The 6,451-nt window shown below is 42.3% G+C and carries 5 protein-coding genes; 3 read left to right on the top strand and 2 right to left on the bottom strand.

Annotated elements, in window-relative coordinates:
* Nucleotides 1–100 precede the first annotated feature (100 nt).
* Nucleotides 101–1,126, top strand: coding sequence for an ABC transporter permease (locus tag ABF638_RS23725; RefSeq protein WP_181932019.1), 1,026 nt, complete (start codon nt 101–103; stop codon nt 1,124–1,126).
* 16 nt (nt 1,127–1,142) lie between these two features.
* Here ABF638_RS23725 and ABF638_RS23720 read toward each other — a convergent pair whose 3' ends face one another.
* Both ABF638_RS23720 and ABF638_RS23715 read right to left on the bottom strand, forming a co-directional pair.
* Nucleotides 1,143–1,748 carry a hypothetical protein gene (locus ABF638_RS23720; RefSeq protein WP_435025401.1) on the bottom strand — a complete coding sequence of 202 codons (606 nt, stop codon included), beginning with the start codon at nt 1,746–1,748 and terminating at the stop codon, nt 1,143–1,145.
* A gap of 41 nt (nt 1,749–1,789) precedes the next feature.
* A complete protein-coding gene (locus ABF638_RS23715; protein ID WP_435025400.1) occupies nt 1,790–2,335 on the bottom strand; it encodes a hypothetical protein in 546 nt (181 codons plus the stop codon).
* Between the two features lie 305 nt (nt 2,336–2,640).
* Between ABF638_RS23715 and ABF638_RS23710 the strand changes: the two genes are divergently transcribed.
* Nucleotides 2,641–3,666, top strand: coding sequence for an nSTAND1 domain-containing NTPase (locus tag ABF638_RS23710; protein ID WP_435025399.1), 1,026 nt, complete (start codon nt 2,641–2,643; stop codon nt 3,664–3,666).
* Nucleotides 3,667–3,760: 94 nt separating this feature from the next.
* Nucleotides 3,761–6,361 (top strand): AAA family ATPase, encoded by a 2,601-nt coding sequence (locus ABF638_RS23705; RefSeq protein ID WP_435025398.1) that lies wholly within the window; start codon nt 3,761–3,763, stop codon nt 6,359–6,361.
* The last annotated feature ends 90 nt before the right edge of the window (nt 6,362–6,451 follow it).

The raw sequence follows: 6,451 nt of genomic DNA, 5'->3' as shown, positions 1-6,451 counted from the left end.
CCTATACCGAGAGAGCTTTTTTACAACATTCCCGACTTTTCAAACATCCTCTAAGATAGTTACAAAAACTGCATTTATAATTTTAAACTTTTAATTGCTTATGTCTCGTTCTAAAGCTTTACAGTATTACATTGTTTCTCGGTTGCTTCTTGCGCCACTTCAGCTATTAACAATCATCACCATTGTATTTCTCTTACTAAGAGCAACACCAGGAGATCCCGCAGATGCAATTCTTGGTGGACGTGCGCCAGAAGCCGCTAAAGAGGAATTGCGAAAACAACTTGGTTTAAACCTTCCCCTGTGGCTACAGTACTTAAATTATTTGGGAAGCATACTGCGTTTTGACTTAGGAACTTCTTTAATGAGTCGCGGACAAAATGTTTGGGACATAATTGGGCAATATTTCCCCGCGACGGTGGAGTTAGCAGTGTGTAGTATGGCGGTTGCACTCATCGTCGGAATTGCGGTTGGGACTCTTTCGGCTTCTCGTCCTGGGACATATTTCGATGTTGGTGGGCGCTTATTTGGGATCATCACCTACGCACTCCCGATGTTTTGGGCGGGAATGCTTTTGCAGTTGATTTTCTCCGTCCAACTAGGTTGGTTTCCTAATTCCAACCGCTTTCCGCCCAATCTTCCAGCGCCGACTCCTGTCACTGGGTTGTATACAATCGATAGCTTACTCGGTGGAAATTTCATTCAGTTTTTCACATCTTTGCACCATCTGGCCCTACCGAGTCTCACACTAGGAATTTTGCTCAGTGGAATTTTTGAGCGAATTGTGCGAGTGAATTTGAAGCAAACCTTGCAAGCCGATTATGTAGAAGCCGCTAGAGCCAGAGGTATTGGTGAAAATAAGATTTTAGCCTCTCATGCTTTAAAAAATGCTCTAATTCCAGTGATTACAGTCTTGGGATTAACCTTTGCGTCTCTGTTAGGTGGAGCGATTTTGACAGAGGTAACATTTTCTTGGCCTGGGTTAGCTAATCGACTGTATCAAGCGATCGCAGATCGTGATTATCCCACAGTCCAGGGAGTGCTAGTCTTTTTTGGTGCGATCGTTGTCAGTGCCAGCATTTTAATTGATATTTTAAATGCTTATGTAGATCCGCGAATTCGATATTAAGCTATCGGACATTTTGTTAAATTTCTTGAGAAATACCACTGGCTAAAATCCCCAGAATTTTATTCACATCTTTGAGATAATATTCGCTTAAATCAATGGTCAATGTTTGTTCTTCTAGTTTGAGGAATTGCCAAATACTGCCCGTTGTGACTGCTCCGTAAATTGTTTTAATCTCACTTGCAGCTTGCTCATTAAAAATTTGGGCTGCTACCATTTCTGCTGCACACTGACCAAAACCCGCATTAATATTTTCTTTTTTAGCCTCTACAACTGTAATTACTGGTGCTGTCAAAATGAGAATTTCTGGAGATTTAGTAATAATAAAATCGCAAGTGCCGTTTAATCCTTTACTATTATCGACAGTAAAATCTACTCCAGAAAATAAACTAACTTGCTCGTGTAACTGTCGGCGTAAATCAACTAAAATGGGAGCAATAATTAACTCAGAACGAGCTTTTTCACTATTACTTCCTAAAGCAATATCGAGATTATAGTTGAGTGTTTCTACAAGTAAATTACTCACTGTTAATTCAGAAACACCAGCGAAAATACCGCGTTTCTCTAAAGTGCTTAAACTAAAGTCTTGTTTTGCTTTAGCTAAACTAAACTCGCTGTAAGCCATAAAACTATTACTCTCTTTCGCTTTTAAACAGAAGACTGAAATTATTGTCCTACATCCAAGTTAAAGTAGAAACTACTCTCAACAATTCTGTTGGTGCCAACAGACTTGATAATGGGTATGCTAACTCGGTGCTGTCCTGGTTCAAGCTTCCAGGTTTGTTGAAAATTACCAATATTATGACAAGCAGCATTAATCGGGAAGGTACTAGGAGTGAAAATTCCATTTTTATAACTCTCAACTCCATTTGGAAACAGATAACCTTTTACTTCTACGCGATTGACTGGAGCTTTAGATGGTATGCAATAGCTGAGGTTTGATAATCTTAGAGTATCTCCAGCTTTTAGAGCTATGTGATCGCGATTTTTTACTTGCTGAGGTTCGTTGCTATTAAACTGTACAGTTAGATTATCAACGCATACTTTAGCAGCAATAGCTTTGTCACACGTTGTAGAAGTGGTAGTGACAGAGGGCTTTGGTTCTGGAGAAGATTTTTTGTCAGACCCCATTATGGCAGGCACTCCGGCAGCCGCTATGGTAGCGATAGCAGCAATGAGAGCAAGTACGATTTTTTTTGTAAAAGCCTTCATGTGACTAGCTCCTGAAGTTTTTATGAGTCACTGGTTAATCACTATAGCCACATCTAGCCATAGCTTTTTGTGACTTTTAATAGTTTAAGGTCACAAATGTGAAAATGTCAAGATTTCTAAGGTCACAAAAACGCCAAATGATTTTAATCTCTTCTAAAACCCTTAAAATGCAATTGTAGTAAAGGTTAATCTACTAAATAGATAGAAAGACTAAATCTATGTTTTATATTTTTGTGTATGCACATCAAAAGTTTTATCAAAGCGATAGTCACAAAAGTGTAAAAAACAAGGTAAAATGAGAAATTATGGATCAACAGCAATTTTCTGAAGCACTCAACAAGCTGACACCCCAACAAGAAAGGGTGTTGATAAGCGTCTTGGCTGGCGAGTCAGATTTAGATATTGCTGAACAATTGGAAATTCAAGAAGCTACTGTTAGAAAGCACGTAGAACGGATTTACCGAGCATTTGATACAACTGGCAAATCAAGCGATCGCCCCTCAAGCCGCAGTGAACTTTTTGCTTTATTTCTCAAGTACAAACCTGAACTGCTAGTAAGTACAGAAAAGGTGATAAAAGATCGGAGCGAGTTTACTAGAGAAGGAACTCCCATAGTCACAAATAACCCCTTCATCCCCTTCTCAGGCAGAGTTGAAGATTCGCAACTGTTTTTTGGACGGGAACGTGAAATCCGGCGGGTATTTGAAGTCCTTAACAGTGGTAGCAGTGTAGCTCTTATAGGAGACGAAGGAACGGGCAAATCATCTTTGTTATGGGCGATTTGCCAAAAAGCGGAAAATTACCTGCTATCATCACGTCAGCCAATTTTCTTAGACCTGAATTTACTTCATAATGAAAGTCAATTTTATAGTGATTTGTGCTATGAGATTGGTATACCCGAAAGTAAGGACTATCAGTTAACCCGCAATTTGCGAAGTTTGAAAATACTACTGGCTATAGACAATGTAGGAAAACTAACAAGCGAAGGTTTTTCTCGCCAAATAAGGGATTATTTGCGCGGTTTAGCTGAAGGAAGTAATGCCCCGTTGAAGCTGATTTTAGCTGCCACCGAACCTCTGAACAACCTTTTTAACGATAGTCAGGAGCAAGGTAATACTTCTCCGTTGGCAGGTATTTGCCAAGAGGAACACATTCATCCTTGGGATGAAGCTACTATGCGTGCTTTTATTACCAGTCGTTTAGCCAAAACTTCTGTGAGTTTTACAGAAGAGGAAATAATGCAACTCATCCAAGAAAGTGGCGGACATCCTCGCAAATTGATGCAATTGTGTTATCGAACTTATTCACGGTATGCGGAGAGTTTGCAATGAATGACATCGCTTTGACCTCTCCCCCAATCCCTGCCCTCGTAAAGAAAGGGGCTTGGGGGTTAGGTTATTTACGGGTGATCATGGAGGCTGAATAATGGCCCCTGTACTGCGTTTAAACTTAGCACCCAAGTTAAAGCGTCCCCTGTCACTGTGGAATCCCTTGGATTATCTACGCCTTTTATACTGGGTGTTTTTCTTTCCCCAAGCTTTGCGGTGGTATGTGGACACGTTTGGGGGTGGGTATATTCGTGAAGGGGAAATTAATTGGCGAAAGGGATGGGAGTTACTGCGTAAAAATGCTATTCAACGTCAGTTGCTTTTTCAAGGATTAGTTTTAACAGTAGTTACAACTCTAGCTATATATCTAATTTTTCAGACTGTAAATATTTCCATTAACTGGTTTGGTGTGGTGTTCGGTGTAGTTGTAGGCATGGCGTTGGGGGTGGAGGGAAGTGTGGAGGAAAGCGTGGCGTTTAGCGTGGCGTTTGGCGTGGCGTTTGGCGTGGCGTTTGGCGTGGCGTTTGGCGTGGCGTTTGGCGTGGCGTTCGGTGTAGCTGGAGGCATAGCCGGAGGCATTTCGGTAAGCGTAGCTGGAGGCATTGCGTTTGGCGCGGCGTTTGGCGTGGCGTTCGGTGTAGCTGGAGGCATTATGGTAGGTGTAGCCGGAGGCATTGCGTTCGGCGTGGCGGTACTGCGTCCAGGAACCTGGCTTATCGGCTCAACTTTAAACTTGCGAATCATCCGAAACGGTAGTTGGCTACTCCCTCGCATCACTCCGCTTCCCCTTCCTAATCTTGTTGGGCGCTTAGAAAATTGGTTACAAAATGATTGGGAAACAGGTTTATATAATACGAATGAACTGCTGGCATATACCCTACAATTCATTCCTGTTGTCCAAGCAGTCAATAGAGTACTTGCCAAAATCCCCTCTGACCAACTTATTTGGGCTGTCTCTCGACTGGCGGCAAATCCTTTTGATTGGAATATAGTACGTTTTGCTTCAGCTTCTCTAGATAAAACCCTAAAATCAAGGTTTGTCAGAGATTTCTTCTTTTTTCTCTGGTTCTTTTTCTTGCCTCGTTCTTGGGGAGAAGGTTTACAGACTCGTTTTAATACAGACACTCGCTTAGATACTCCTGCTCGTGCTGCTGCGGCTGGTTTCTGGCATCTGCATGAAAAAGAATTGGTGAAAGCAGTAGAGGCTTTTACAGTAGTGCGTTCTCTTCTCTATGGCGAGGAAATGTATACTCTTGCCCAAACTTTAGCGGCGTTTGATAAAGCTCAAAAGCCAGCCTCTATTGCAGCTATCCAAGTTCCTCCTTTTCCACAGGAACCGCTTTTACGTCCAATTACTTGGAAAATCCTTACTAATCTGCGTCGAGTTGTTGAGGATGTGCAGTTTGTTAATCGCAGCGCCTCACGTTCAGCTAGGTCTTTAGCTCTCAATCGAGCATTAGGTGAACTAACAAAAATCCTAAATCAAGCCGACACCTTGCCGCAAGCAGAGCGAGGCTTAATTATAGATATCACTCAAACTTGGAAAGAAAGCCTTTTACAAATCACTGGTGAAGTGGGAGAAATTTCCATCACCAAGCCTGTGGTTAATCCTTATGTTGTAGGCGACCCGATTCAAGGTCATCTCTTTATTGGGCGAGAAGATATCATCAGACAGTTAGAAGAACTCTGGGTGATGGGTAATCAACTCCAGTCTATAGTTCTCTACGGTCACAGGCGGATGGGCAAAACTTCTATTCTGCTTAACGCTGCTAACTGTCTAGGCTCACAAATCCAGCTAGCCTATGTCAACTTGCTACGTTTGGGAGATAGCCCCCAAGGTGTGGGTGAAGTACTAATGGCAATTTGTGATGAAATTGCTCAAACTATAAAACTTCCACCACCAGCTGATGCTGATTTACTAAATCTTCCCTACCGGACTTTTGAACGCTACTTAAAACAGGTTGAAGCAAACATAGAAGGCGGATTAATCATCGCCTTAGACGAATTCGAGAAAATTGAAGATTTAATTGAAGCGAAAAAAATCCCTATTGACTTTATGGGTTTTCTGCGGGGTTTAGTGCAAATGAGTTCTAAAATCGCTTTTGCTTTTGCTGGTTTGCACACCTTAGAAGAAATGACAGCAGATTATTTTCAACCCTTCTTTGCCAGTGTCATTCCTATTCATGTAAGCTTTCAAGAACGTACAGCTACCCGCCAAATTCTTGCTAACCCAGGTAATGAAGACTTCCCCCTCGACTACATCCCGGAAGCTTTAGATGAAATTTATGCTTTGACACATGGTCAACCATATTTAGTACAACTGCTGGGTTTTCAGCTAGTGCGCGGCTACAATGACTTTGTTTTTGAGCAAGGGCGATCGCGTGACGCAGTTTTCACTCTAGAAGATGTGGAAGCAGTTATCAATGACCCTGAGTTTTTCAAACGGGGACGCTACTACTTTGATGGGGTTTGGGGTCAGGCGGCGCGGGGTGCTGAGGGTCAACAAGCAATTGTACGAATACTTGCACCTTACCCAGAGGGGCTAAGTCTGGATGCCTTAGCTCAGTCTACAGGTATGAATGACGCTGATTTACAGGAAGCGCTGAATACTCTGAAGCGTCATGATGTCGTTGAGGAAATTCAGGGAAACTGGCGGATTATGGTAGAACTGTTCCGCCGTTGGGTTTTGCAACAGTAGAGTAGAGCGATCGCATTTGCTATTTCAGCGATCGCATTTGCTATTTCGGAGTACGCATTTGTTATTTCGGGGTTCGCATTTGTTATTTCG

Source organism: Nostoc sp. CALU 1950, assembly GCF_051172895.1.
Taxonomy (GTDB): Bacteria; Cyanobacteriota; Cyanobacteriia; order Cyanobacteriales; family Nostocaceae; genus Nostoc; species Nostoc edaphicum_A.
The sequence above is the reverse complement of the archived record's forward strand: the minus strand, read 5'-3'. Positions and strand labels throughout refer to the sequence as shown.

Coding starts and splice junctions, on each gene's coding strand:
- ABF638_RS23710 (WP_435025399.1), top strand. CDS start 2,641: ATGGATCAACAGCAATTTTCTGAAGCACTCAACAAGCTGACACCCCAA.
- ABF638_RS23705 (WP_435025398.1), top strand. CDS start 3,761: ATGGCCCCTGTACTGCGTTTAAACTTAGCACCCAAGTTAAAGCGTCCC.
- ABF638_RS23720 (WP_435025401.1), bottom strand. CDS start 1,748: ATGGCTTACAGCGAGTTTAGTTTAGCTAAAGCAAAACAAGACTTTAGT.
- ABF638_RS23715 (WP_435025400.1), bottom strand. CDS start 2,335: ATGAAGGCTTTTACAAAAAAAATCGTACTTGCTCTCATTGCTGCTATC.
- ABF638_RS23725 (WP_181932019.1), top strand. CDS start 101: ATGTCTCGTTCTAAAGCTTTACAGTATTACATTGTTTCTCGGTTGCTT.